The sequence below is a fragment of the Brevundimonas sp. AVps23W genome, assembly GCF_058681395.1.
Window position 1 is genome coordinate 31818 of the sequence record NZ_CM178738.1, and the last position, 23125, is coordinate 54942.

Genomic DNA, 23125 nt, shown 5'->3' on the forward strand with positions numbered 1-23125 from the left:
CTGTTTCATTGGATCGGGCGGTCCGCGAAAACTTCGCGCCGCCCGTGTTTGCGACAGAATCCCGCCCACAGACGGGATCGGCCAGAGGTTTGGTGATCCGTTTCCGCATTTGACGCCCAGAACGACCTCCCCGACGGCTCCCACCGACGGTTGAGGTCCTGTCTGCGTCGAACGCGCCTTCGCTTCGCCCGGCCCTGAACCGGGAAAGGACGAATATGACGAGCAAGACTGGTCTGGAGTTCAAGGTTGGCGACGCGGTCGTCTATCCGGCGCACGGCGTCGGCAAGGTCGCGGCGGTCGAGACTCAGGAAGTCGCGGGCATGTCGCTGGAAGTCTATGTCGTGACCTTCGACCACGAGAAGATGACCCTGCGCGTCCCGACCAAGAAGGCCGCGACCGCGGGCCTGCGTTCGCTGGCCGCCGACGACGTCGTGACCAAGGCCCTGACCACCCTGAAGGGCCGCGCCCGCATCAAGCGCACCATGTGGTCGCGTCGGGCCCAGGAATATGAAGCCAAGATCAACTCGGGAGACCTGATCTCCATCGCCGAAGTGGTCCGCGACCTGCACCGCGCCGACACCCAGCCGGAACAGTCCTATTCGGAGCGCCAGCTCTATGAATCGGCCCTGGACCGGATGGCGCGCGAAGTCGCCGCCGCCAACAAGATCGACAAGGACGCGGCTGTCGAGCTGCTGGCCAAGTCGCTCAGCGCCAAGAAGCCGATCCCGACCGCCGAAGCCGCCTAAATACAGGCCAGGGCTTCGACCTCGGACAAACGAAAAGGCCCCGGAGCGATCCGGGGCCTTTTTGGTTTGACCGACATCAAGGCGGACCCGCCGCGTCCGGCGTCTGGTCGTTCCGAGAAGGAGCCGACCATGACCGACGCCGCCGCCCCGCTGGGCTTCCACCATATCCGTCTGGAACTGGCGCGCGAACCGCAGCACCCGGAGGGGGACCACGACGTCGGCTATGACATACTGGCGCCGCTGAAGGCCGACCGTCGCCTGGACGCCGCAACCTGGCGCGAAGCCCCCGAGAAATGCCGCGTCCGCCGCTTCTCGCATGGCGCGACCCTGGCGTTCGGCCGTCTGCGCCACGCGGCGCCCGACCGCTGGTTCCTGGATTTCGAACCCGGCGAGGCCGACGACGCGCACGGCTTCCGCCTCGCCGATGAAGTGCTCGAGACCGGCGAATACGTCAGCCTGTCCACGGGCGACCAGACCCATACCTATGTGGTCGCCCGCGCCGAGGCGGTCTGAGGATCAGAAATATTCGGCGTTGGCCGGGCATTGGGCGCTGATGCGGCGCGCGGTGATGGTGGCGGGAATATAGGGGGTGCCGCGCAGCAGCTGGGCGCCGCCGCGGAAGCTGAAGCTGGTGTCCTCATAGGTTCCAGACAGTCGCACATTGACCCGACGGCCCTTCTTGTCCTGACACGTCCCCTCGAACCGCGCCTGACCGTTGCCGACGACGCGAGTCGGATAGGTGCAGCGCCAGCGATTGGTCGACAGGCCGCCGAAGAAGCGGTTGATCTCGCTAGGGCGGACGCACTTCTGCTCCGTGTCGCGCTGACCGACCGCGCTGGTGGTATACTCCCAATAGCCGGGCAGCACCTCGGCCTGGGCCGGCGTGGTCTGGGCGGGTGCGATCGCGGGCGCGGCCAGCATGACGCCGCCGGCCATCACGGGCGCCAGGACGGCCCACAGCTTGAGGGACCGGGCGCGTTTGGACAGAGGAGCGATCGGGGAGGAGCGAGACATGGCGGCCTTCTGTTCAGCTTGGATCTTCATGATATGACTCATACGGCGCGTCATTTGAATGACGCCTGAACGACACCCGGTTCCGACGCCGTTGCGGCGATCCGCGAAACCGGGGCAAGACTCGGCTTGACGCCCGACCGCCTCTTCCCTTATACGGCCCCCTCTCGCGCGGGCTGCTTCCCGCGCGTACTTGTTTCATGCGTCTTCTCCCACGCTTCGGGCCGGACGCCGCACCTTAAGGATCTGACGATGTCGCGTCGTTGCGAACTCACCGGTATCGGCCCGATGGTCGGCCATAGCGTGAGCCACTCGAACATCAAGACCAAGCGCCGCTTCCTGCCGTCGCTGAAGACGGTCAAGGTCACCTCGGACTCCCTGGGTCAGACCTTCTCGCTGCGTATCTCGAACGCCGCGCTGCGCACCTTGGACTACAAGGGCGGCCTGGACGCCTTCATCGTCAAGGCCCGCGACGAGCAGCTGTCGATCGCCGCCCAGCGCATCAAGCGTCAGGTCCGCGCCAAGCTGGCCGAGCAAGCCGCCGCCTGATCGGCGACTGCTGAACTCATTCTGGAAAAGGCCGGCGGCGACGCCGGCCTTTTTCTTTGCGCGCCGTTCAGAGCAGGACTAATCCCGAACCGTAACCGGAGGGGATTCCGCATGACTGTCGCCCGCACCCTGGCCTTCACGGCCGCCGCCCTGACGCTGTCAGCCTGCGCGACCTTATCCGCCCCACCCACGCCGGTGCGGGATTCGACCGCCTACACCCTGGCCACGGACCAGACGTTGACGGTCGAGCAGCAGGCGATGCGGTTCGACACCGCCGACCTGTCCATCAAGGTCATCCCGCAGGACAAGGCGATCGACGCCGTCGCCGTGCTGGGCTTCACCGCCAAGGCTCCCCTGAATCGGCTGGTGGTGGATCTGGATACGCTCCTGCCCATTTCTTCGGTCCAGATCGACGGCGTCGCGGTCGCCTCCGACCGCTGGTCCAACCCCGAGGGGCGACTGACCGTCGATCTGCCTCAGACCCTGGCGGCAGGCCAGTCTGTCGCTCTGCGGGTGGCCTATGCCGGCAAGCCTCGCGTCGCCCCCCGCGCCCCCTGGGACGGCGGCTTCGTCTGGTCCACCGCGCCTTCGGGCGAGCCCTGGATCGCCACCGCCGTCCAGGGCGAGGGCTGCGACATCTTCTGGCCCTGTATCGACAGCCCGCATGGCGAGCCTGGTCGGGTGGATCTGCACATCACCGTCCCCTCCGAGCTGTCAGCGCCGTCCAACGGTCGTTTCATGGGCAAGGTCGATCACGGCGACGGCTGGACGACCTGGAACTGGTCGGCGAAGAGCCCCAACACCTATGCCATCGCCCTGAACGTCGGCCCCTATGAAGAGGTCAGCGGCCAGTACCAAAGCCGGTTCGGCAACACGATCCCGATGAACTACTGGCACCTGAAGTCGGATGCGCCCGAGAAGGTCCAGGCCCTGTTCGCCGAATTCCCGAAGATGCTGGACTTCTTCGAAGCGACCGTCGGCCCCTTCCCCTTCGGCGACGAGAAGATGGGCGTGGTCGAGACCCCGCACCTGGGAATGGAGCACCAGACCATCAACGCCTATGGCAACGCCTACAAGATCGACGGCCGGGGCTATGACTGGCTGTTGCAGCACGAGTTCGGTCATGAATGGTTCGGCAATCAGCTGACCAATCAGAACGCCGACGACATGTGGCTGCACGAGGGCCTGGACAGCTATATGCAGCCCCTCTACGCGCGCTGGCTGTTGGGCGATCGCTATATGCAACGCGAGCTGGCGAACCAGCGCGAGGGGCTGGTCAACAAATTCCCCGTCGTATCAGGCACGCCCAAGACCGAGGACGAGGTCTACAAGGGCGACGTCGGTCCAGGCGGCGACATCTATTCCAAGGGCTCATTGATCACCCATTCGCTGCGGATGCTGATCGGAGACGCCGCCTTCCACCAGGCTCTGACCCGTCTGGTTTATGGAACCGACGATCCGCGCCCCGGCGCCTTTCAGCCCCTGTATCGTTCGACCCCGGACTTCCTGCGGATCGTCAACGAGGTGACGGGTCAGGATTATGGCTGGTTCTTCCGCGGCTATCTGTACAACGCCGCCCTGCCGGTGCTGACCCAGACGCAAGAGGGCGGGATGCTGCGGCTGGAATGGACCAGCGGGAACGGCGAGCCCTTCCCCATGCCGCTGGAAGTCGAGATCGATGGCCGCGTCCAAACCGTCGCCATGACCGGCGGTCGGGGCGAGATCGCTGTTCCGGCGGGGGCCCACGTCCTGATCGATCCGCAGAACAAGGTGCTGCGCCAGATGGACATGATCGACGCTCTGAAAGCCTATAAGGCGGAGCAGAAGGCGAAGACGCAGTAGTTCCCCACGCGCAATCTCCGTCATCGCTCCCAATCTCCGTCATCCTCGGGTCAAGCCCGAGGATGACGGATAGGTGTTGGAAAAGACCCTAAGCCGCCTCCACCGTCACCGACTGCCGCACCATCTGGCACCGTTCCTGAGTGGTCAGAAACGCGATGTCCGCCGCGTCGCGTCCGCAGGCGATCCGCACCAGACCTTCGACCGGCGCCAGCCGCGTCGCATCGACCAGCCACCAGCCGTTATCCAGCCAGACCTCGAAGATGGCGTGGAAGTCGGGCGGGGTCAGTTGGTGAGCAAAGGCGCTGACCGCGCGCGCGGGAATGCCCGAAGCCCGGCAGAAGGTCATGCCCAGGTGGGTGAAGTCGCGACACACCCCGGCCCGGTCAATGAAGGTCCGCGCCGCCGTCGTCTCGGTGTCCGACACGCCGTGCTCATAGTCGATGTTCTCGGTGATCCAGTTCAGGATCGCCAGCACCCGCGCCCCGCCCGAGGTGTCGCCGAACTCGCGCGCGACGAAGCGGCCGAACTGGTCCGACGGACAATAACGGCTGGGCTGAAGATAGGGCAGAACCTCGGCCGGAAGCTCGCCCCAGTCGTGCTGGGCCACATCGGGCGGCAACCCCTTCAGCACCCCGTTATCGACCACCGCCTCATAGATCAGGGCCACTTCGCCCTCGACATGGCAGCGCAGGGTCCGGGCGCCGAAATCGACGTCTTCGTCCTCGTGAAACTCGACCGGCGGGTCGAAGGTCAGGGTTTCCTGGAGAATGTCCTGGCCCGGCCAATGGGCGACCTGGATCTTGTAGATGGCGTCCGTCGGCGGATCGAAACGATAGACGAGCTCGGCGCGGACGCGCAGTTTCATTTAAGGACCAGTCAATTGGAGGGGGCGACGCCCCCCAACGCCACGCGACTGCGGCCGTTCCATGGCCAGGCCGTCGCACCCGCCGACGCAGGGGTGAAATGTACGCAACCGTACGCTTTAGGCCCGAAATAGACAAGCGACAGCAATATGTTAGGGTGATCGCCTATGGCATCCTCCCTAATCGACATTTCCCCTGATCGGGGGATGCGGCCAAGCCTGATCAGCGCACGCTCGGGCGAGACCATCATCACATCGCAGACGGAAGAGCGGCAAGCATGACCGACTCCGCTCTCGATGACGACATCGACCTGACCGACTGTGATCGTGAGCCGATCCACGCACCGCAGGCGATCCAGCCGCACGGCCTCCTCCTGGTCCTGAATGCCGAGACCCTGACCATCGAACAGGGCGCCGGGCTTATCGAGCAACTGACGGGCAAGTCGGCGTGGCTCGGCCAGGACGTGGCGGTTCTGCTGGGCGATGTGATCGGCCGCCGCCTGAGCGGCATGGCGCGAACTTCGGAGACGGGTTTCGCCGGCCGCTGGCGCGCCGCCAATCGGCTGGAATACGACGTGGTCGTCCACTATGCGCGGGATCAGGGTCGGGCCGATGGCCAGGATCGGATGCTTGTCGAGATCGAGCAGAGCTCACAGCAGGCCAGGCTCAGCGTCGAGCTGATCGCCAGGATCGACGCGGCCGGCGCGGCGCTTGAGCGGGCGGCGTCGGTGCAGACCGTGTGCGAGCGTGCGGCGGAAGCCTTTCGCAGTCTGACAGGCTTCGAGCGCGTCATGATCTATCGTTTCCTCGACGACGAGGCGGGCCAGGTCATCGCCGAATCCCGCGCGATCGGCGCCGGATCCTTCCTCAACCATCATTTCCCCGCCACCGACATCCCGCGTCAGGCCCGCGCCCTCTATCTGCGCAATCCGGTGCGGGTCATTCCCGACAGCCGCTATGCCCCACAGCCCCTGCGCCCCGTCGCGCCTGGCGAGGAGACGCTCGATATGAGCGACAGCGGCCTTCGGGCCGTCTCGCCCGTCCATATCCAGTACCTGAAGAACATGGGGGTGCGCGCCTCGGCCTCGGTGTCGATCATCGTCGATGACGCCTTATGGGGTCTGGTCGCTTGTCACAGCACGACGCCGCATCTGCTGCCCTATGAGCTGAGGGTCGCCTGCACCACCCTGGCCCGGGGCCTGGCCCGGCAGCTGAAGACGAAGGCCGACGCCGAACTGTATCGCGAGCGTGTGCGACTGCGCCGGTTGGAGGACGAACTGATCGTCCGCCTGTCCACCGATCGTGATCTGGACGCCGCTCTGGCCGAACATGCGGGTCAGCTGACCGATCTGGTCGGAGCGGACGGCCTGGCCATAGTGCGCGGGGACCAGATCGCCTGTTTCGGATACACCCCGCCGGAAGCGGCGGTGCGCCGACTGTCCGACTGGCTGCACCAACAACCAGGCCTGCGCCCCGTAGCCTCCAGCGCCCTGTCCGCCCTCCTGCCCGAGGCCGAAGCCTGGCGCGCCCACGCCAGCGGCCTGCTGGCGGTTCGATTGGCGGGCGAGCAGCCCTTATCCCTTCTGTGGTTCCGCTCCGAGATTCTGGAGACGGTTCGCTGGGCGGGGGATCCGTCCACCGCCGTAAAATCGACCGCCAGCGGCGCCCTGACACCCCGCGCCTCCTTCGAGGGCTGGTCCCAGACTGTTATGGGCCGCGCCCGACGCTGGAGCGCCGCCGCCGTCGAATCCGTCGCTCGCCTTAGAGACGCACTGTCTGACTTCGCGGCGGTCAATCAGTTGCGCACCCAGAACCAGTCGCTGTTGGCGCGGCTGACGGAGCGCGACCTGAAGCTGGAGCAGCAGCAATATCTGATGCGCGAGGTCAATCACCGGGTCCAGAACAGCCTGACCCTGGTGTCCAGCTTCCTGGGTCTTCAGGCGCGAGACCTGGGCGAAGGTCCCGCAGGCTCGGCCCTGCAGGAGGCCCGGCGACGCGTGCGCGCCGTCTCGACCGTCCACACGCGTCTTTATCGGGGCGATCAGGACACCACAGTCGACATGTCCCGCTACATCCGCGAACTGGTCGACGACCTGGGCGCCAGCATGGGGGCCGACTGGGCGGCCGTCATCGAGACCGACCTGGCGCCGGTCTGTATCGACGCCGGTCGAGCCGTGACCATGGGCCTGATCCTGACCGAACTGATCATCAACGCCCAGAAATACGCCTATGACGGCGGCCCAGGCCCGCTTCGCATCAGCCTGAGCGAGTCGGGCGACATGCTGCGTCTGGTCGTCGCCGACGACGGCAAGGGCGATCACAAGGCCGGCAAGGGCTTCGGCTCGATGATGATCGGCAGCCTGGTTGCCCAGCTGGACGGCCGTATCGACTATCACAACCAGGCGCCGGGTCTGGAGGTCGTGCTGCGGGCCAGGATCGACCCCGTCTCCGAACTGATCTGATCATCCCGACGCTGACCGTGGCGAAAGGTCGCGGGGCGGCGTAAGAGGCCCCATGCCTCCCCTCGCCTCTCGCGTCTCGTCGCTTGTCTCCCCGCGCGCCTTCGCCCTGATCGTCCTGCTGATCGCCGCCTGTGTGCTGGGCCTGGCGCCGATCCTGGTGCGCCTGACCGAGACGGGGCCGGCGGCGGCCGGCTTCTGGCGGTTCGTTTTCGCCCTGCCCCTGCTGACTATTCTGGCGTCGCGGGAGCCCGGCGGGATCGCGGCCCCGTCGAAATGGGCGCTGCTGGCGGGCCTGTTCTTCGCCCTGGATCTCAGCTTCTGGCACTACGGCATCGTCATGACCTCGGTCGCGAACGCCACCGTCCTGTGCAATCTGACGCCGGTCGTCGTGACCCTGTTCGGCTGGATCGTGCTGAAGGAGGCCCCGCGCCGCCTGTTCCTGCTGGCCCTGGTCCTGGCCATGGGCGGCGCCTTCGCCATGGCGGCCGGCGCTGACGGAGGCCAGGGGACCAATCCCCCGCTGGGCGACGCCTTCTCCCTGTCGGTGGCGGTCTGGTACTCGGGCTATTTCCTGGCGGTGAAGGCCGCGCGCACCACGGCGGGCGCCATGCGCGTCACCTTCTGGGCCACCCTGCTGGGCGCGCCCCTGCTGCTGATCGTCGCCCTGGCCCTGGGCGAAGACATCATCCCGGCGAGTGCGGCGGGATGGGCCGCCTGTGTCGCCATGGGGGTGATGCACGTCTTCGGCCAGGGCGGCGTCGCCTGGGCCCTGGGCAAGCTGCCGGCGTCGATCACCGCCGTGACCATACTGATCCAGCCGGTCGTCGCCGGCCTGCTGGGCTGGTGGATCTTCGGCGAGACCCTGACCCCCATACAGGCTCTGGGCGGCGCCCTGGTGCTAGGCGCCATCGTGATGGCCCAGCGCTCGCAACGGACGAAGCCGACGCACGACGGGCTCAAGTAGCGCGAAGCGCGATAGCCCAAAAAGAAAACAGGCGCGGAGGAGACCCCCGCGCCTGTTCCATAGCCTTATCGGCCGTTCGGCTTAGAGGAGCTTGAGGTCGATCGCCGAGGTCTTGCCGCGCTGGTTTTCCAGCTCGTATTCGACCTTGGCGTTTTCATCGAGACCCTGAAGGCCGGCTTTCTGAACGGCGGTGACGTGAACGAACACGTCAGAGCCGCCGCTGTCGGGCTGGATGAATCCATAGCCCTTGGTGGGGTTGAACCACTTGACCGTACCGGTCGCCATGTCTGCGTCTCCGTAAACGCGCTTTTCCAGGCGGATCCCCCTCGGGGTGACCCGACAATCCATCTGGACAGCTCGTTCAGGCGAAGGAGCGAGACGCGGGTGTGGACCCCACGCAAAATCCGGACTGTACTGTTGTTGTCACCCGGCTTTTCCAGTCGGTCAACAGCAAAGCGATTCGGGATGTTCAACCTTACCGACAGACGCCACGCTCGGCGCCGTCGATATGCAGGTGGTTCTCGTGGGCGGCGTTGTAGTCCGGCGTCAGAACCGTGGAAAACAGCCGACACGCCCCGTCTCGCACGACATGGAGGAAGCGTGCGCCCGGCTCGCCCGCCGGTCCCTCCCCGCGCCAGTCGTTAAGCACGCTGACCGTCCGCCCATCCTCCAGCGTCACCCCCGCCACGTCGAGGGCGTTGGCCCGCGCATGTTCGCTGGGCCGCTCCTGCTCATCCTGCGAGCCGTAAATGCGGCGGCAGGAATAGGTCCCGTAGTTCTCGACCCGCGCCGGCGCCGATCCCAGGATGTCGCGGGCCGCCGGCTGCAGCACCTGACGATCCCAGATGACATAGCGGACCGCCAGCGGGCATTGCATCACCACATCGGCCGGCGCCAGGGGCGTGACCGCTCCGCCGGTGATCCGCACCGCGCCGCGCACGATGCAGAAGCCGCCGTCGTCACGATCCGCCGCCCGCGAGACGTCTACGCCCGCCTCCCGCAGCACCTGCATACAGGCCTCGGTCGCCCCCTCCACCTCTTCCGGCGCCGCCGTGGCGGGCAGGTCGAAGTCCGCCACCTTGGCCGCCGTCGCCCGACCCAGGGGTTGGTTGAGATCCAACGGCTTCCACGGCAGGTCCTGGGGCGGCGCATAGGCGTTCAGCAGCGCAAAGGCGGCACAGGCCAACAGCCCGACCTCCCAAAGCAGATTCCAGAAATCGGCGAAGTCGCGCTTCATACATCCCCAGCATGGACCGCCCACGGTCCCGCTGGCAAACGCCGCGACGAGGCGAAACGTTCATCCGGCGCGTGATCCGGCCGAAGGAGGCGCGACAGCCTTAACACTTGTTCGGATTTGCCCGCTGTGCTGGGTATGCGCCTTTCGCGCGCCCAGTTGCGGCGCGGCAGTTGGGAGTGAGCCGTTGACAGCGACGGATGGGGGGGCGCTCGAGCCTCGCAAGACTTTCCTCGGGCACCCGCGGGGGCTGGTGGTTCTGTTCTTCACCGAGATGTGGGAGCGGTTCTCCTTCTACGGCATGCGGGCCCTGCTGGTCCTGTACCTGACGCAGCATTTCCTGTTCGGACCGGCCGAAGCCCAAGGCATCTACGCCGCCTACGCCGCCCTGGTCTATCTGATGCCGGTCATCGGCGGCATGATCGCCGACCGATATCTGGGATCGCGCAAGGCCGTCATCATCGGCGCCGTCCTGCTGGTCATGGGTCACTTCACCATGGCCTTCGAGGGCGCCGGCGGACGTGAAAGCCTGACCATTGGCGACACCACCTATCAGATCCAGGTCGTAGGCCGGGACCAGAACCGCCAGATGTTCGCCGTCAACGGCGACGAGCGGGTCCAGATCGCGATTTCGCCCGAAGGCGTCCGCACCGTGGGCGCCGAGCCGGCGGCCGCCAACCCCGCCTCAGACTTCCCCGCCTTCACCGCCGCCGGCGGCTATACGCTGAAGACCGAGCGCGACCAGGCCCTGGGCGAACCCGTCCTGTTCCTGGCCCTGGCCCTGATCATCGTCGGGGTCGGCTTCCTGAAGGCCAATATCTCGACCGTCGTCGGCGCCCTGTATGAAGAGAACGATCCCCGTCGCGACGGGGGCTTCACCATCTTCTACGTCGGCATCAACCTGGGCTCCTTCCTGGCGACGGCGGCCTGTTCCTATCTCGGCTTCAACTATGGTTGGGCTTACGGCTTCGGCCTGGCCGGCATCGGCATGTTGTTTGGGCTTCTGACCTTCGTCTTGGGCCAGTCCTGGCTTGAAGGTCGCGGCGCACCGCCTATTCCGGTCGAGGGGCGTTCGATCCTGGGCGTGCCCCTGGTTCCCTTCTTCTGGATCGCCGGCCTGGTCGCTGTCATCCCGACCTGGCTGCTGATGCAACGCCACGAGATCATCGAGACGGGCCTGCCCTGGATCGCCGGCGTCATCTTCGCCTCGGTGGTCGGCTATACGGTCTTCCGCCTGAAGGGCGCCGAACGCAGCCGCATGCTGGTCGCCCAACTGCTGATCTTCTTCTCTGTCCTGTTCTGGGCCCTGTTCGAACAGGCCGGGTCGTCCCTGACCCTGTTCGCCGACCAGTCGACCCAGATGCCTGACTGGTTCAACGCCGGCTACACCCAGATGTTCAACCCGGGCGTCATCATCATCGGCGGCCCTATCCTGGCCGCCCTGTGGGTCTGGCTCGGCAAACGGAACCTGGAGCCCTCGACCCCGGTCAAGTTCTCGTTCGGCCTGGTCTTCGTCGGCCTGGGCTTCCTGGTTCTGACCTGGGCGGCGGCGAACCAGGCCAACGACGCCTTCCGCGTGCCTCTGCTGTTCCTGTTCCTGACCTACGTCTTCCACACGATCGGTGAACTGTGCCTGTCGCCGGTCGGCCTGTCGATGATCACCAAACTGTCGGTGGCGCGCGTGGTCGGGATGATGATGGGCGTCTGGTTCCTGTCCAGCTCGGTCGCCCACATCGTCGCCGGCCTGATCGCCAAGGCGACGGCGACCGACACCGTCGCCGGGGTCGTGACCAGCCCCGCGCTGGCCTTGCAGACCTATGGGTCGATCTTCGGCACCATCGGCTGGACGGGCGTCGGCGTCGGCATCTTCCTGCTGCTGATGTCCCCCTTGCTGAAGAAGGGCATGGCCGGGGTTCACTGAACCAGCGGCGCCTGACGTAAAGAAGCCCCGGCGGAGCGATCCGCCGGGGCTTTTTGCTGGGCGCGGCCTCGCCTCAGAAGGTCTTGCGGACCCGGATCGAGACGAAGGTGCGGGGATCGACCACGCTGTCCTCGACGAAGGCCACGGCGCGGGTGTCGCGGTTCGCGAAGACCGTGCGGCTGTTGGTGAAGTCGTCCCACAGGTTCAGCTGGGCGCGAATGGCCAGGGTCGGGCTGGGCTTGTACTCGGCGAACATCTCGACATAGTCCGTGCCGCGCCATCTGGAGACTTGGTCGGGCGAATAGGTGGGCTGCCCCAGATACGGCAGCCAGTTCACGCCCCATTGCAGCTTCCAGCGGGTGATGTCCTGTTCGATGCCGACATTGGCCTGGGTGGGACGCACGCCCGAGATCGGCCGCTCCTCGCCCGTCGTCGGGTCGGTGACCGCAGTCTTGTTCCAATCGTTGCTGAAGGTGAAACGCGCACCCGACATGCCGAGCTTTTCCAACGGCACGGTCACGTTCAACGACAGCCGGTCCAGCGTGCCCTCGCCGATATTGCCCACCGCCGACAGACCGTCGCCCAGGGGAATCTGGTCGATGGCGTCGATGATCTCGTCATGACGATAGCCAATGGAGACGACACCCTCGCCCCAGAAGCGGCGTTCGTAGGTCAGCTCCGAGACCCAGCGCTGCTCCGGTTCCAGATCGACATTGCCGCCATAGACGTTCTCCTCCTCCAGATCGGCCGAGGCGGCGAAGTCGGAGAAGTCCAGTTGACCCAGTTCGCGCTCGAAGCGGAAGCGCAGCTGGTTGTTCGGCATCGGCGTCCAGGTGGCCATGAAGCGCGGCTTGGCGAAGAAGAAGCTCTTCTCCTGGTTGGCGTCGCCCGACTGGCTGATGGTCGAGGCTTCCAGCCGCACTCCGGCCTCCAGCGTCAGATCCGGGTGCAGCCGCCATGTGCCCTTGGAAAAGGCCTCGCCGCGCGTCTCCTCGACCTTCACCGAGGCGCTGGGCAGGAACACCGGCACGCCGCCTTCGCTATAGGCCTGGTCGGTTTGGCGCATATTGTAGGCGACCTCGCCGCCGGTCTCGATCGTCAGCTTGGGCGAACGTTCATGGCGAACCAGGGCCCGCAGAATGGTCTCGGAGCTTTCGCCGGAATAGGCGAACACTTGTTCGGGCGCGTCCACGCCGTTGTTCAGGACGTTATAGGTCGAGACCCCGTCCCAGCTGCCGAATTCGTGCATCAGCCGGGTCTCCAGCTTGAAGCGGTCGTTCAGGGGCCGTTCCCAGGTGACGCCGAACTCGCCGCTCTTCTCGTCCTCGCTTTCCAGGCTTTCGCGGAAGGCGGTGGCGGATTGGCTGGTGTTGTACCCCTGCCAGTCGTTGATCCCGTAGCGGGCGGTCAGATCGACCTTCCCGCCCGCCAGCGGCCCGGCATAGGTCCCGCGGATCGAGTTTCCGCCGCCATAGCCGTCATTATTGGTGACCTCGTCGCGCAGGACGTTTCCAGCGGCGTCGCGGCGGATCAGGCGGCCGGGCCCGTTGGAATCGCTGGTGCTGATCCCGTCGGACAGGGTGACGCCCCAGCTGCGGTCGCCGTCACGCGCCGTGAACTGATAGCTGCCGCCGTAAAGGTCCTGTCCCGATCCCTCGAACTGGGTGGTGTTCCAGGTCAGGATCGACTGGCGGCTCGCCTCCTTCTTCAGGATGACGTTCACCACGACCGAGAAGCCCTGCATGTCGATGCCGGGGGCACCGCCGCGGATCAGTTCGATCCGCTCGACCTGACGGGCGGGGGTGCGGCTGAGGACGTTGGAGCCGGCGTCATTCTTGGAGGCGGGGCGGGCGTTGTTGATCAGCACATTGCCGACGGCGCCTTCGAAGCCCCGCGCGCCGCTGCCGTCGTCCAGTTCGAAGCCGGGCACGCGGTTGACCATGTCGAGCGCAGTGTTGGGGCGCTGGGCGAGGAAGAAGTCGGGGGTGAAGACCAACACCCCGCGCTGGGCGGCGTCGGCCAGCGGCGCTTCTCGGGTCGGTCCGGTCGGCACGGGCGCCTGGGCCACCTGTGGTTCGTCGCCGGCGTGGGCGGTCGCGGCGGTAAGCAGCAGGGCGGTGGTGGCCAGCAGCAGGGTCTTGTTCATCGGTCTTCCCCTCTCGTTCGTTGGCGAGAGATGTGCCGATCCGGCGCATTCATCTCCAGTTACAAGGCCGAAAGGTGGATTAAATCTACGACAGCATTACGCGGATTTCATTAAGGAACGGCAAGCTGTTGTACTACGTCAGAACAATGACCCGATCCTTCTCTATTATCACCGCCCTATTACTCGCTTGCAGCGCGGCCCAACCGGCGACGGCTCAGGAAGCGGCTATGGCGTCGGATGCGGTCGAGGATATCGTCGTCATCGCTCGTCGTATCGAGGGGCCGATGTGGGAGGTCCAGCGCGGTGACAGCACACTGATCCTCGTGGGGTCGATAGACGGCCTTCCGCGAGACATGGAATGGCGCACGGACGCTTTGGTCTCCGCGGTGGAGAGGGCGGATCGAGTGCTGTTCCCGATACAGGGTCAGGCGTCGTTGGCGGATGTCGGGCGGCTGATCTGGCGAATGCGCACTCTGACGCGTCTGCCCAACGACAACACCAGTGCGGATTACCTGTCGCCCGAACTTGAGACGCGGGTGGAACGGATTACGGCCGAGGGTCCGAGCCGCCAAAGCATGCTGATGCTGTCGGCGGACCTGATGGAACATGGCGGCTATGCCCGCCGCGCGCGGCCCGTGTCGGAGGTGGTGCGCCGGGCCGCGCGCACGTCCCGCAAACCGGCCGAACCCGTCGGCGTCTTTCGCGGCGACGAGATGGTCGAGAAGATCCTGACCACGCCGCCCGAGGCCTATCTGGACTGTATCGAGAAGGCGACGACGGCTGCGGAAGTCGGGGAGGCCGAGGGTGATCGACGGGCCGAGGCCTGGCGACGCAGACAGGTGCCGGCGGTGCTGGCCTCGCCGCTGGAGCAGGCGACGAACGCCTGCTCCTATTGGGCGGTGATGGACGAGGGCGAGACCTTGCGCGGCATTTGGAACAAGGCCGTAGACGACGCCCTGTCACAGCCCGGCGTAACGGTGGCCATTGCGCCGCTTCGACTGCTGGCCGAACCGAACGGCGTGCTGGACCGGTTAGAGCAAAATGGGCTGGAGCCGCTCGGACCCGAGTGGCGGCCCTCAGCCCCCTGACCCCTTAGTTCGCCGGCGCTTGGCGGTTCGGGACGGCGTCGCGGGCGGCGTCGCCGATGTTGTCGGCCGCACCGCCGACGCTCTCGGCGGCCCCGGCGATGGCGTTGGACTCGATGGCGTCGTTGCGGTTCATGTTCATCAGGAACCAGCCGATGATCAGGACCAGGGCCAGGCCGATGATCAGGGCGATGACGCCGCCCAGGCCGCCGCCGCGACGGCTCTCGACGACGACGGGCGCTGCTGCCGGCGAGGGGGCGGGATTGTTCTCGGTGATCCGCTCGACCCGGCCGTCAGGGTGTTCGACGGTGCGTTCGGTGGGCATGGTGTTCCTCTCCAGTGTGGCGAGGAAACACGCGCTCGGCGATTAGGGTTCCGGCCTGTTCAGACCGCCGTTCCGCCGACGGTCAGGCCGCCCATCTTCAGCGAGGGCTGGCCGATGCCGACCGGCACCCCCTGTCCCGCCTTGCCGCAGACGCCGACGCCGGGGTCGAAGGCGAAGTCGTCGCCGATCATCTGGATCTTGGTCAGGGCCGTGGCGCCGTCGCCGATCAGGGTGGCGCCGCGCACCGGTGCAGTGATGACCCCGTCCTCGATCAGATAGGCCTCGTTGCACTGGAAGACGAACTTGCCGTTGGTGATGTCCACCTGGCCGCCCGAGAAGTTGGCGGCGTAGAGGCCGCGCTTGGTGTTGGCGATCATGTCGGCCTTCGAATCCTTGCCCGCCTCCATGAAGGTGTTGGTCATGCGCGGCATGGGCATGTGGGCGAAGGACTGGCGCCGGCCGTTGCCGGTGGCGGCGACGCCCAGCTGACGCGCCGACAGCCGGTCGTGCATCAGGCCGACCATGATCCCGTCCTCGATCAGGACGGTGCGCGAAGTGGGGGTGCCCTCGTCATCGACCGACAGGGAGCCGCGACGCCCAGCGATGGAGCCGTCGTCCACCACGGTGACGCCGGGCGCGGCGACCCGCTGGCCCATCATGCCGTTGAAGACGGACGAGCCCTTGCGGTGGAAGTCGCCCTCGAAGCCGTGGCCGATGGCCTCGTGCAGCAGGACGCCGGGCCAGCCGGCCCCCAGGACCACGTCCATCTCGCCCGCCGGGCAGTCGATGGCGTCCAGATTGACCAGGGCCTGGCGCAGGGCCTCGTCCACCTGGGCCTGCCAGCGCTCGGGCGCCATCCAGGCCTCGAAGCCGGCGCGGCCGCCGGCGCCGGCGCCGGCGCTCTCGCGCTTGCCGTTCTGCTCGACGGTGACGGAGACGTTCAGCCGGACCAGGGGGCGGACGTCGCGCACCACCCGTTCGTCGGCGCGCAGGATCTCGATGGCGCGGCGCTCGCCGACCAGGGAGGCCGAGACCTGGACCACGCGCGGGTCGCGGGCGCGGGCCCAGGCGTCGATCTCGGCTAGCAGGGCGATCTTGTCCGAGAAGGTCGGCGAGGCCAGGGGATCGACGGCGTCATACAGTTGCTGATTGGTGGCGCGCGGCCCCTCGGCGACGCGGGCGGCGTGGCCTTGCTTGGCCAGGGCGGCGCTGTCGGCGGCGCGGCGCAGGGCGGCGGCCGAGATCTCGTTGGCGTGGGCGTAGCCGGCGGTCTCGCCCGCCACGACCCGCAGGCCGAAGCCCTCGGTGGCGTCATAGGCGGCGGACTTCAGCCGGCCGTCGTCGAACACCAGGCTCTCGCTCTCGGACCGTTCCAGGAACAGCTCGCCGTCGTCGGCCCCGGTCAGGGCGGTCTTCAGGATCGACAGGGCTTCGTCGGTATCGACGCCGGCGGCGTCGAGGATGGGGGGCGGGGCGGCGTGAACGGTCATGGGCTGTAGGTAGGGGTTGGCGAGCGGTTCGTCACCTCGCGGCGAGGAATAGACTCAATCGACTCGAATCTTTTGGAGTTTATTTTCGTCTAGTCTTTCGGCGATCTCCTTGCGGCGGTTGGGCCAGGGGAGAGGCTAACACGGCTAGAAGGCGTGATAGGTCGAAGGCGGGTTTGAAGAAGCAAGTCACTGAATTATTTGGAACGAAGCCAGCCTAATTAGGAGAGCCCCCCTTTCGTCATTCTGGGCGGAGGGCCGCTTGGCCCGTAGACCCGGAACCCAGCGGCGCCGAAGGCGAAATGGATCCGCAGCACGATGTTGAAGGTCAGAGTCCGCGACAGGTTCGCGCTCTCGCGCGCCGCTGGGTTCCGGGTCTCCGCCGCGCTGCGCCCGGAATGACGAAAGGAAGGAAGGAAGAGCCGGCTACCGCGCCAGCTTGCCCTTGGCCTTGCCGGCGGAGAAGACCACCTCGGGGTCCGGCGCCGCGATCTCCTCGCCGCAGTGATCGAGAACGGTCAGGATGTGGCGCATCAGGTTCAGGCGCGCCGTCTTCTTGTCGTCGGTGGCGATGATGGTCCAGGGAGCGAAGTCACGGTCCGTCTCGTCCAGCATCCGGTCGCGGGCCTCGGAATAGGCGTCGAACCGGGCCTCGGCCTCGGCGTCCAGCGACGACAGCTTGAACCGTTTCAGCGGATCGACGCGGCGCTCCTTCAGCCGCTTCGCCTGTTCCTTGCGCGAGATGTCGAGCCAGAGCTTGATCAGGATAATCCCGTCGTCGGTCAGCATCCGTTCGAACCGCGGGGCGTCGGTCAGGAACTGGGCGTAGTGTTCGGGCGTGCAATAGCCCATGACCGGCTCGACCCCGGCGCGGTTGTACCAGGAGCGGTTGAAGATGACCGTCTCGCCCGCCGCCGGCAGATGCGGGACGTAGCGCTGGAAGTACCACTGGCCGGTCTCCCGGTCGCTGGGCTTGGGCAGGGCGACGACGCGGGTCTGGCGCGGGGACATGTATTCGGTCAGCCGCTTGATGGCCCCGTCCTTGCCGGCGGTGTCGCGCCCCTCCAGCACGATGACGACCCTCAGACCGTGTTCGATGGTCCAGGCCTGGGTCTTCACCATGGCCAGTTGAAGCTGCTCGAGCTCGGTTTCGTAGGCGTCGGATTTCTTTCCCATGGCGGGACAGTGGAACGCGGGTCGCGACAGGGCAAGCGGAGCGGCGTGACGCCAGAAGATGACGGTCTTCTCACGTGTCCGTGCCGCCTGCCGGGGTTAGGGTGGTCCAAACCGGGAGGGGTTTCGACATGCTGAACCGCCGAATGCTTGTGATGTCGGGCCTGGCCGCCGCGACCGCCGGAGCGATGGGCGCCAGGGCGGCATCCGCCGACACCTATGAAGCCGCGCTGGAGGCCGCCTTCGCCCAGACCCAGCCGGTCGCCCTGGCCGGCGGGGTGTTGACGCGCGACGGCCTGGTCTGGTCCGGGGCGCGGGGCGTGCGTCGGGTCGGCGCAAGCGATCCCGCGACCCTGGACGACCGCTGGCACCTGGGGTCCAACACCAAGGCGATGACGGCGGCGCTTTACGGGCGACTGGTCGATCAGGGACGGACGGACTGGGACACGCCGATGGGCGACCTGTTCCCGGGGATGAAGATCGATCCGGCCTGGGAAGGCGCGAACATCAGAGACTTCATGCACCACCGGGCGGGTGTGAAGGACGCCGACGCCCTGGGCATGATCTTCTTCATGACGGCGCGGGGCGACCCCCGCCCCCTGCCCGAGCAACGGCGGGCCGTGGTCGAGCGGATCCTGGGCGCCGCGCCGACCGGGACCAAGGGAGCCTTCGAATACGCCAACGCCAACTATATGCTGGTCGGGGCGGCGATCGAGGCGATCACGGGCCGGTCGTGGGAAGAGGTGATCCAGGCCGAACTGTTCGCGCCCCTGGGCCTGACCTCGGCCGGGTTCGGCGCGCCCAAGACGAATGCGACGGGCGGGGCTAACGTCTGGGGACACCAGGGCGAAGGGGCGGCGCGCACCGCCGCGGACCCGGCCGATCCGGGTGCGGACAATCCGGCGGCCCTGGGGCCGGCGGGCACGGTCCATATGAGCCTGGCCGACTATGGCCGCTGGCTGAGACTGTTCCTGACGGACGGCGACGGCTGGCTGAAACCCGAGACGATCCGCCTACTGACGGTTCCAGGCGCCGGCGAAGGCCTGCCCTACGCCCTGGGATGGATCGCGCCGCCGCAGGTTCCGTGGGCCGGGGGGCCGGTCCTGACCCACGATGGGTCGAACACCCTGTGGTACGCCACCGCCATAGTGGCGCCGGCGCGGGGCCTGGCCTTCATCGGCCTGAGCAATGAGGGCGCCGGCCAGGCGGCGACCAGCGGCCTGATGCGAAATATGATCGCGACTTTGGGAGCATAGACGGCCCGATCTGGCCCGACGCCTGCAATGTTCCGGCTCAAGTCGTAATCCGGTCCCGATCTGGGCCGGCTTGAGTATGGGAACAGCGTCGATGCCTGTGCGGCCGATCCGTCGATCCGACTATGACGCCCTGAACAGGCTGCACCGCGACGTGGGCTGGCCCGAACGGTCGCAGGCCGGATGGCGCTGGCTGGAGCAGAATCCGGCACGCCTGGATATCGACGCCCCCCTCGGCTGGGTCGTCACGGATGCGGATGACGCGCCGGTCGCCATGCTGGGCAATCTGATTCAGCGGTTTCGCCAGGGCGACCGGGTGCTGCACGGGGCGACGGGCTTTTCGATCATCGTGCCGCCGCAGCACAAGGGCGCCAGCCGGCCGTTGATCAAGGCCTTGCTGGCGCAACCAGACCTGTTCGCCCGCTATACGCTGAACGCCAATGCGCGGTCTGCGCCCCTGTACCGGCTGTTCGGGATGGAGCCCGGACCGACGCCGACCCATGCGTTGAAACTGTCGTGGGTGGTTGATCGCTTGGCGTGCCTGAAAGGACGCCTGCTGCGGATGATGTTGGGCCATGTCTCGGCGGAGACGGCGCGGCGGCTGGGCGAGCGGCTGATGAACCCTCGCCTATTCCGCCCCGCTCGGCTCAGCCTGCCCGCGGATGTGGTGATGGTGCGCGACATCGGCGGAACGGTCTATGCCGACTTCTGGCGTGATCTGGCGGCAGAGGGACGGTTGTTGGCGGACCGCAGCCCCGAGATGCTGAACTGGCGGCTGTCCGATCCGGATCAGACCCTGCCGCCGATCCTGCTGGGCCTGGTGCGCGAGGGACGGCTGGTCGGGATGGCCGAAGCCCTGATGACCAAGACCAGCCTGATCGAACCGCCCTGTCTGGACATTATCGATCTGGTCGCGCTGAAGACCGCGCCCCAGGCGATCGAAACCCTGGCGGCCTGTCTGATCGCCAATGCCCGCGCCCTGGGCGCCGCCAAGGTGCGGTTGCAGGTGACGACGCCGGAGATCCTGGACCAGTTAGGGGCCTTGCCGCCCAAGGCGCGGCGCGAGGGCGGCTGGGGCCACTGCCACGCCATCGTCGAGGATCCGGCGCTGGCGCACGCCTGGTCGCCGACGCCGTTCGACGGCGACTACGCCGTCTGCGCCCGTCCCGTCCCCCTGCCCCGCGCCTGGCGCACGCCGGTGCGAGGCCAGAAGACGTCTTCAGGCGGATTGGGGCTGGCGTAGGGACGAGGCCGGAATAGAGGGGGTCAGGCGCCGGGGCGCGACTTCAGCGTGTCGCGAATCTCGGTCAGCAGGGCCTCTGTCGCGGTTGGCGCGGAGGGGGCCGGGTCGGGCTTGGCCGCCTCCTGGCGACGCAGGGTGTTGATCCCCTTGACCACCATGAAGACCACGAAGGCGACGATCAGGAACTGGATCACCGTATTGGCGAAGGCGCCATACTGGATCGAGACCTTCTCCACCGCCTCAGTCGCCGGGTTTTCCGGCCGAAGCACCCATTCCAGCTCGGAGAAGTCGATGCCGCCGGTCAGCAGGCCGATGGGCGGCATGACCACCTGATCGACCAGGCTCTTGACGATGCCATTGAAGGCCGCGCCGATGATGACCCCCACGGCCAGATCCACGACGTTTCCCTTGACCGCAAACTCGCGGAATTCGGACAGAAGGCTCATGGGGGCGCTCGATCTTTAGAGGTTCAGGCGTCGCCGGACGCGTTCAGACGCTCGCGCAGTTCCTTGCCGCTCTTGAAGAAGGGCACGGCCTTGGCCGGCACGTCCACCGTCTCGCCGGTGCGCGGATTGCGGCCCAGACGCGCCGGGCGGGACCGCACCGAAAAGGCGCCGAAACCCCGCAGCTCGACCCGACCGCCCTCGGCAAGGGCGCCGGTCATCTTGCCGAGGATGACATTCACCAGCCGCTCCACCTCCGCATGGGTCAGGTGGGTGTTCTCGGCCGCCAGTTTCTCGATCAGTTCGGACTTGATCATCAGGGCCCCTGCCAGCGCGTGATCGACGGGTCAGCGCCCGTCGAGGATCCAGAACCGCACCCTAACCCCCGCTGAGCGCGGGAAAAAGCCCTTATCCACCAAGGATAGGCGGCATTCGCACGATTTATGTGCGGTTCCGCGCACTGGCGTGGCCGAAAACAAAAGAAAAGGGCGGCGGGATCGCTCCCACCGCCCTTCAGTCTCTTTGCGCTACCGCGAAGCGAGAGACGCTTCGCGGCTTTAGCGCTTACTCCTTCGAGCCGGCGTTCTTCAGCGCGGCGCCCAGGATGTCGCCCAGCGAAGCACCGGAGTCGGACGAGCCGAACTGTTCGATGGCTTCCTGTTCGTCCTTCATTTCCAGCGCCTTGATCGACACCGAGACGCGGCGCGAGGCCTTGTCCACAGCGGTGATCATGGCGTCGACGCGGTCGCCGACGGCGAAGCGTTCCGGACGTTGCTCGTTGCGGTCGCGCGACAGGTCCGACTTGCGGACGAAGGCCGTGACCGGCGCGTCGTCTTCACCGAACTTGACCTCGATGCCGCCCGACTCGATCGACGAGACGGTGACGGTGATCTGCTGGCCGCGGCGATAGGTGTCGCCCTCGCCGATCGGATCGCCGCCGAGTTGCTTGATGCCCAGCGAGACGCGTTCCTTCTCGACGTCGACGTCCAGGACCTTGGCCTTGACCATCTCGCCCTTGCGGTAGCGCTGGATGGCTTCTTCACCCGAGACCGACCAGTCGAGGTCGGACAGGTGGACCATGCCGTCGATGTCGTTGTCCAGGCCGATGAACAGGCCGAACTCGGTGGCGTTCTTGACTTCGCCCTCGACGGTCGAGCCGATCGGGTGGTTGGCGACGAAGGCGTCCCACGGATTGTCCTGAGCCTGCTTCAGGCCCAGCGAGATGCGGCGCTTGGAGGCGTCGACGTCCAGGACGACCACGTCCACTTCCTGAGAGGTGGAGACGATCTTGCCCGGATGGACGTTCTTCTTGGTCCAGGACATTTCCGAGACGTGCACCAGGCCCTCGACCCCGGCTTCCAGCTCCACGAAGGCGCCGTAGTCGGTGATGTTGGTGATGCGGCCCGTGTACTTGGCGCCGACCGGATACTTGGCTTCCACGCCGTCCCAGGGGTCCGACTGCAGTTGCTTCATGCCCAGCGAGATACGTTGGGTGTCCGGGTTGATCTTGACGATCTGGACCTTGACGCTGTCGCCGACGGCGAGGACTTGCGACGGGTGCGAGACGCGCTTCCACGACATGTCGGTGACGTGCAGCAGGCCGTCGATGCCGCCCAGATCCACGAACGCGCCGTAGTCGGTGATGTTCTTGACCACGCCTTCGCGGACTTCGCCCTCTTGCAGCTGGCCGACCAGCTCGGTGCGCTGTTCGGCGCGGGCTTCTTCCAGGATGGCGCGACGCGAGACGACGATATTGCCGCGCGGACGGTCCATCTTCAGGATCTGGAACGGCTGTTCCTTGCCCATCAGCGGGCCGACGTCGCGGACCGGACGGATGTCCACTTGCGAGCCGGGCAGGAAGGCCGAGGCGCCGCCCAGGTCGACGGTGAAGCCGCCCTTGACGCGACCGACGATGGCGCCGTTGACCGGCTGGCCTTCGGCGAACACGACTTCCAGACGGGTCCAGGCTTCCTCGCGGCGGGCCTTGTCACGGCTGATGACGGCTTCGCCCAGGGCGTTTTCGACGCGCTCGAGGTAGACCTCGACGTTGTCGCCGACCTTCGGCAGCTTGGCGTCGTCGCCCTGGCCGAATTCGCGCATCGAGATGCGGCCTTCGGTCTTCAGGCCCACGTCGATGATGACGATGTCTTTTTCGATGCCGACGACGCGGCCGTGGACCACTTGGCCTTCGCCGAAGTCGCGGCCCTGAAGTTGTTCGTCGAGCAGCGCGGCGAAATCGTCGCGCGAGGGGGAGAGGGTGTCAGTCATGAAGCTGAAAAGCATTCCGTAGGGGCTGTGGCGCGCGACCGGACGGCCCCGCGCGAGGTGGATGTTCAGAATAGGCAGGTCGTCAGGATGCGAGGCCGTTCAGAACGATCA

At 66.6% G+C, this 23125-nt stretch carries 21 protein-coding genes; 10 read left to right on the forward strand and 11 right to left on the reverse strand.

Annotated elements, in window-relative coordinates; genetic code table 11:
* Window positions 1-215 precede the first annotated feature (215 nt).
* Together ACW177_RS00160 and ACW177_RS00165 are read left to right on the forward strand one after the other, a co-directional pair.
* Window positions 216-746 (forward strand): CarD family transcriptional regulator, encoded by a 531-nt coding sequence (locus ACW177_RS00160; RefSeq protein ID WP_008260268.1) that lies wholly within the window; start codon window positions 216-218, stop codon window positions 744-746.
* A 129-nt stretch (window positions 747-875) separates the two neighbouring features.
* Window positions 876-1259: a hypothetical protein gene (locus tag ACW177_RS00165; protein ID WP_492026666.1), complete on the forward strand. Its 384-nt coding sequence runs from the start codon at window positions 876-878 to the stop codon at window positions 1257-1259.
* Window positions 1260-1262: 3 nt separating this feature from the next.
* Here the strand turns inward: ACW177_RS00165 and ACW177_RS00170 are convergent, their stop codons facing one another.
* Window positions 1263-1790 carry a DUF3617 domain-containing protein gene (locus ACW177_RS00170; protein WP_492026667.1) on the reverse strand — a complete coding sequence of 176 codons (528 nt, stop codon included), beginning with the start codon at window positions 1788-1790 and terminating at the stop codon, window positions 1263-1265.
* Window positions 1791-2009: 219 nt separating this feature from the next.
* On the opposite strand from ACW177_RS00170, the gene rpmB reads away from it, so the two are divergent.
* Entirely contained in the window at window positions 2010-2306 is a 297-nt protein-coding gene (gene rpmB / locus ACW177_RS00175) for a 50S ribosomal protein L28 (RefSeq protein ID WP_292123861.1), read from the forward strand.
* 111 nt (window positions 2307-2417) lie between these two features.
* Complete coding sequence (locus ACW177_RS00180; protein WP_492026668.1) at window positions 2418-4148, forward strand: M1 family metallopeptidase; 1731 nt, start codon at window positions 2418-2420, stop codon at window positions 4146-4148.
* Window positions 4149-4236: 88 nt separating this feature from the next.
* On the opposite strand, the gene ACW177_RS00185 is transcribed toward ACW177_RS00180, so the two are convergent.
* A complete protein-coding gene (locus ACW177_RS00185) occupies window positions 4237-5013 on the reverse strand; it encodes a transglutaminase-like domain-containing protein (protein ID WP_492026669.1) in 777 nt (258 codons plus the stop codon).
* Window positions 5014-5288: 275 nt separating this feature from the next.
* Between ACW177_RS00185 and ACW177_RS00190 the strand changes: the two genes are divergently transcribed.
* Together ACW177_RS00190 and ACW177_RS00195 are read left to right on the forward strand one after the other, a co-directional pair.
* Complete coding sequence (locus ACW177_RS00190; protein ID WP_492026670.1) at window positions 5289-7472, forward strand: histidine kinase dimerization/phosphoacceptor domain -containing protein; 2184 nt, start codon at window positions 5289-5291, stop codon at window positions 7470-7472.
* Window positions 7473-7524: 52 nt separating this feature from the next.
* Entirely contained in the window at window positions 7525-8436 is a 912-nt protein-coding gene (locus ACW177_RS00195) for a DMT family transporter (protein ID WP_492026671.1), read from the forward strand.
* 81 nt (window positions 8437-8517) lie between these two features.
* Here ACW177_RS00195 and ACW177_RS00200 read toward each other — a convergent pair whose 3' ends face one another.
* Window positions 8518-8721, reverse strand: coding sequence for a cold-shock protein (locus ACW177_RS00200; protein WP_008264090.1), 204 nt, complete (start codon window positions 8719-8721; stop codon window positions 8518-8520).
* A gap of 190 nt (window positions 8722-8911) precedes the next feature.
* On the reverse strand, window positions 8912-9673 hold the full coding sequence (locus tag ACW177_RS00205; protein ID WP_492026672.1) for an extensin-like domain-containing protein: 762 nt from the start codon (window positions 9671-9673) through the stop codon (window positions 8912-8914).
* Between the two features lie 250 nt (window positions 9674-9923).
* On the opposite strand from ACW177_RS00205, the gene ACW177_RS00210 reads away from it, so the two are divergent.
* Window positions 9924-11591 (forward strand): peptide MFS transporter, encoded by a 1668-nt coding sequence (locus ACW177_RS00210; protein WP_492026673.1) that lies wholly within the window; start codon window positions 9924-9926, stop codon window positions 11589-11591.
* A gap of 73 nt (window positions 11592-11664) precedes the next feature.
* Here ACW177_RS00210 and ACW177_RS00215 read toward each other — a convergent pair whose 3' ends face one another.
* Complete coding sequence (locus ACW177_RS00215) at window positions 11665-13737, reverse strand: TonB-dependent receptor plug domain-containing protein (RefSeq protein ID WP_492026674.1); 2073 nt, start codon at window positions 13735-13737, stop codon at window positions 11665-11667.
* Between the two features lie 227 nt (window positions 13738-13964).
* Here ACW177_RS00215 and ACW177_RS00220 point away from each other — a divergent pair, with 227 nt between their 5' ends.
* Window positions 13965-14825, forward strand: coding sequence for a TraB/GumN family protein (locus tag ACW177_RS00220; RefSeq protein WP_492026675.1), 861 nt, complete (start codon window positions 13965-13967; stop codon window positions 14823-14825).
* Window positions 14826-14829: 4 nt separating this feature from the next.
* Here ACW177_RS00220 and ACW177_RS00225 read toward each other — a convergent pair whose 3' ends face one another.
* The 3 genes from ACW177_RS00225 to ppk2 all read right to left on the reverse strand — a co-directional run bounded on the left by ACW177_RS00225 (window position 14830) and on the right by ppk2 (window position 17810).
* Window positions 14830-15147, reverse strand: coding sequence for a hypothetical protein (locus ACW177_RS00225; protein WP_492026676.1), 318 nt, complete (start codon window positions 15145-15147; stop codon window positions 14830-14832).
* 59 nt (window positions 15148-15206) lie between these two features.
* Window positions 15207-16637, reverse strand: coding sequence for a metalloprotease TldD (gene tldD / locus ACW177_RS00230; protein WP_492026677.1), 1431 nt, complete (start codon window positions 16635-16637; stop codon window positions 15207-15209).
* A 423-nt stretch (window positions 16638-17060) separates the two neighbouring features.
* Window positions 17061-17810: a polyphosphate kinase 2 gene (gene ppk2, locus ACW177_RS00235; RefSeq protein ID WP_492026678.1), complete on the reverse strand. Its 750-nt coding sequence runs from the start codon at window positions 17808-17810 to the stop codon at window positions 17061-17063.
* A 128-nt stretch (window positions 17811-17938) separates the two neighbouring features.
* Between ppk2 and ACW177_RS00240 the strand changes: the two genes are divergently transcribed.
* Window positions 17939-19063, forward strand: coding sequence for a serine hydrolase domain-containing protein (locus tag ACW177_RS00240; RefSeq protein WP_492026679.1), 1125 nt, complete (start codon window positions 17939-17941; stop codon window positions 19061-19063).
* Window positions 19064-19154: 91 nt separating this feature from the next.
* Window positions 19155-20303 carry a GNAT family N-acetyltransferase gene (locus ACW177_RS00245; RefSeq protein ID WP_492026680.1) on the forward strand — a complete coding sequence of 383 codons (1149 nt, stop codon included), beginning with the start codon at window positions 19155-19157 and terminating at the stop codon, window positions 20301-20303.
* Between the two features lie 23 nt (window positions 20304-20326).
* On the opposite strand, the gene mscL is transcribed toward ACW177_RS00245, so the two are convergent.
* The 3 genes from mscL to rpsA all read right to left on the reverse strand — a co-directional run bounded on the left by mscL (window position 20327) and on the right by rpsA (window position 23014).
* Window positions 20327-20749 carry a large-conductance mechanosensitive channel protein MscL gene (gene mscL, locus ACW177_RS00250; RefSeq protein WP_492026681.1) on the reverse strand — a complete coding sequence of 141 codons (423 nt, stop codon included), beginning with the start codon at window positions 20747-20749 and terminating at the stop codon, window positions 20327-20329.
* Window positions 20750-20772: 23 nt separating this feature from the next.
* A complete protein-coding gene (locus ACW177_RS00255) occupies window positions 20773-21063 on the reverse strand; it encodes an integration host factor subunit beta (RefSeq protein WP_267514773.1) in 291 nt (96 codons plus the stop codon).
* Window positions 21064-21310: 247 nt separating this feature from the next.
* Window positions 21311-23014 (reverse strand): 30S ribosomal protein S1, encoded by a 1704-nt coding sequence (gene rpsA, locus ACW177_RS00260; RefSeq protein WP_492026682.1) that lies wholly within the window; start codon window positions 23012-23014, stop codon window positions 21311-21313.
* Between the last annotated feature and the right edge of the window lie 111 nt (window positions 23015-23125).

Coding starts and splice junctions, on each gene's coding strand:
- ACW177_RS00225 (WP_492026676.1), bottom strand. CDS start 15,147: ATGCCCACCGAACGCACCGTCGAACACCCTGACGGCCGGGTCGAGCGG.
- ACW177_RS00180 (WP_492026668.1), top strand. CDS start 2,418: ATGACTGTCGCCCGCACCCTGGCCTTCACGGCCGCCGCCCTGACGCTG.
- rpsA (WP_492026682.1), bottom strand. CDS start 23,014: ATGACTGACACCCTCTCCCCCTCGCGCGACGATTTCGCCGCGCTGCTC.
- ACW177_RS00185 (WP_492026669.1), bottom strand. CDS start 5,013: ATGAAACTGCGCGTCCGCGCCGAGCTCGTCTATCGTTTCGATCCGCCG.
- ACW177_RS00200 (WP_008264090.1), bottom strand. CDS start 8,721: ATGGCGACCGGTACGGTCAAGTGGTTCAACCCCACCAAGGGCTATGGA.
- rpmB (WP_292123861.1), top strand. CDS start 2,010: ATGTCGCGTCGTTGCGAACTCACCGGTATCGGCCCGATGGTCGGCCAT.
- tldD (WP_492026677.1), bottom strand. CDS start 16,637: ATGACCGTTCACGCCGCCCCGCCCCCCATCCTCGACGCCGCCGGCGTC.
- ACW177_RS00205 (WP_492026672.1), bottom strand. CDS start 9,673: ATGAAGCGCGACTTCGCCGATTTCTGGAATCTGCTTTGGGAGGTCGGG.
- ACW177_RS00245 (WP_492026680.1), top strand. CDS start 19,155: ATGCCTGTGCGGCCGATCCGTCGATCCGACTATGACGCCCTGAACAGG.
- ACW177_RS00215 (WP_492026674.1), bottom strand. CDS start 13,737: ATGAACAAGACCCTGCTGCTGGCCACCACCGCCCTGCTGCTTACCGCC.
- ACW177_RS00240 (WP_492026679.1), top strand. CDS start 17,939: ATGCTGAACCGCCGAATGCTTGTGATGTCGGGCCTGGCCGCCGCGACC.
- ACW177_RS00170 (WP_492026667.1), bottom strand. CDS start 1,790: ATGAAGATCCAAGCTGAACAGAAGGCCGCCATGTCTCGCTCCTCCCCG.
- mscL (WP_492026681.1), bottom strand. CDS start 20,749: ATGAGCCTTCTGTCCGAATTCCGCGAGTTTGCGGTCAAGGGAAACGTC.
- ACW177_RS00220 (WP_492026675.1), top strand. CDS start 13,965: ATGGCGTCGGATGCGGTCGAGGATATCGTCGTCATCGCTCGTCGTATC.
- ACW177_RS00255 (WP_267514773.1), bottom strand. CDS start 21,063: ATGATCAAGTCCGAACTGATCGAGAAACTGGCGGCCGAGAACACCCAC.
- ACW177_RS00190 (WP_492026670.1), top strand. CDS start 5,289: ATGACCGACTCCGCTCTCGATGACGACATCGACCTGACCGACTGTGAT.
- ACW177_RS00165 (WP_492026666.1), top strand. CDS start 876: ATGACCGACGCCGCCGCCCCGCTGGGCTTCCACCATATCCGTCTGGAA.
- ACW177_RS00195 (WP_492026671.1), top strand. CDS start 7,525: ATGCCTCCCCTCGCCTCTCGCGTCTCGTCGCTTGTCTCCCCGCGCGCC.
- ppk2 (WP_492026678.1), bottom strand. CDS start 17,810: ATGGGAAAGAAATCCGACGCCTACGAAACCGAGCTCGAGCAGCTTCAA.
- ACW177_RS00160 (WP_008260268.1), top strand. CDS start 216: ATGACGAGCAAGACTGGTCTGGAGTTCAAGGTTGGCGACGCGGTCGTC.